The sequence below is a fragment of the Thermogutta sp. genome, from assembly GCF_014359955.1.
Lineage (GTDB): Bacteria > Planctomycetota > Planctomycetia > Pirellulales > Thermoguttaceae > Thermogutta.
The window spans coordinates 1-1,743 of the sequence record NZ_JACIYL010000875.1; the positions used below are offsets into that span (position 1 = coordinate 1).

The following is a 1,743-nucleotide window of genomic DNA, read 5'->3' on the forward strand; positions in this document are numbered from 1 at the left end:
CGCACCAGGCCGGTGCCCACCACATACATACCCGGGCAGGGGTCGTTCTGGACGAAGATGGTTTGCCCGCTGCGGAATCTGACGACACGCGCGATGGCGAACAGCCGTCGAAAGGCCGTTTCGTTGACATCCGCAAAAAACGGGCAATTTTCCAGAATTTCTACTGCTGAAGGGGACATGATGTCTCGCGAAATGAGGTGGCCGGTTGAACTCTCAAAAATTTTTGGCCGAACTTGATCTGCGTCAAAATCTCAACACGCCCTGGCCCGTATTATAGCGTTGGATGGCCGATTAACGGGATTGGCCTGCGAATGAAAAAGCGAGCGCAAAGGAAGTTCTTGAACTTTTGCACGCTGCATAAGGAGGAGCTGCCTATGTTCTGCAATCAATGTGAACAGACCTCGAATTGCACGGGATGTGTCATCAGCCCGGGTGTCTGCGGCAAGAACGAAGATGTGCAATCCCTTCAGGAAACGTTGCTCTATGGCGTGAAGGGGATGGCCGCGTATGCCCATCATGCCCGGCGGCTGGGCATGGTCGATGAAGAGGTGGACGCCTTCATTGAGGAGGCACTTTTTGCCACGATGACCAACGTGAACTTCGATTTGGACAGCCTTTTCGAGCTGGTCCTCGAGTGTGGCCGCCACAATTTGCGGGTTATGGAGATGCTCGATGAGGGCCACGTCCGTCGGTACGGGCAGCCCAGTCCGACGACGGTCAAAGAGGGGACCCAGGCGGGGCCCGGCATCCTCGTGACGGGACACGACCTCCGCGATTTGGAAGAGCTTCTCAAGCAGTGCGAAGGCACTCCCATTAAGGTGTACACGCACGGGGAGATGCTCCCCGCCCACATGTATCCCAAGCTTCGTGAACATCCCAATTTGGCTGGGCATTACGGGGGCGCCTGGCAGAAACAGCGCCGGGAGTTTGAGGAATTTTCCGGGCCCATTGTGGCCACCACCAACTGCATCCTCATTCCGAAAGACAGTTACAAGGACCGCGTGTTCACAACCCGGGTGACGGCCGTGCCGGGCGGTACCCGTTTGAAAGACGGCGATTTTTCCCCGGTGATCAAAAAAGCCCTGGAGTGCCCACCCTTGCCGGAGAATATCCAACGTGAAAGCACCGTCGGTTTCCATCACAGCGTGATCCTGTCGCTGGCCGACCAGATCGTCCAGGCCGTCAAGGAAGGCAAAGTCCGTCACTTCTTCGTCATCGGTGGTTGCGATGGGGCGGAAATTGGACGGAACTACTTTAGCGATTACGCGCGGGCGACGCCGCCGAATTCGTTCATTCTCACACTCGGCTGTGGAAAGTACCGGATTCGGGATTACGACTACGGGACGTTGCTCGGTCTGCCCAGGCTTCTGGACATGGGCCAGTGCAACAATGCCTACGGGGCCATCAAGGTGGCTCTCGGGCTGGCAGAGGCCCTGGGGTGCTCTGTCAACGACCTGCCGCTCACTCTGGTGGTGTCGTGGTTTGAGCAGAAAGCCGTGGCGGTGCTGCTGACACTCCTGTACCTTGGAGTCAAGGGCATCACCATCGGTCCCAAGCCGCCGGCTTTCATCACCCCGAACGTGTTCAAAATCCTCCAGGAGAAATACGACCTGCGGCTGATCGGGCAGACGGCAGAAGAGGATCTGCGGCGCGTCCTGGCGGTACGGGGATCCGGCACCGCAGACACCCCCTCGGTCTCACCCAAGGCGAACATCGCCGGCTGATCAGCGCCCGTAAATAAAG

Annotated in this window: 1 protein-coding gene; it reads left to right on the forward strand. The window is 58.0% G+C overall.

Going from position 1 to position 1,743, the window contains the following annotated elements; genetic code table 11:
* Positions 1-374 precede the first annotated feature (374 nt).
* Complete coding sequence (gene hcp / locus H5U08_RS17790) at positions 375-1,724, forward strand: hydroxylamine reductase (protein ID WP_297036188.1); 1,350 nt, start codon at positions 375-377, stop codon at positions 1,722-1,724.
* Positions 1,725-1,743: the final 19 nt, after the last annotated feature.

Bases quoted from the DNA above. Each gene is read 5' to 3' on its own strand.
- hcp (WP_297036188.1), top strand. From the start codon at position 375: ATGTTCTGCAATCAATGTGAACAGACCTCGAATTGCACGGGATGTGTC.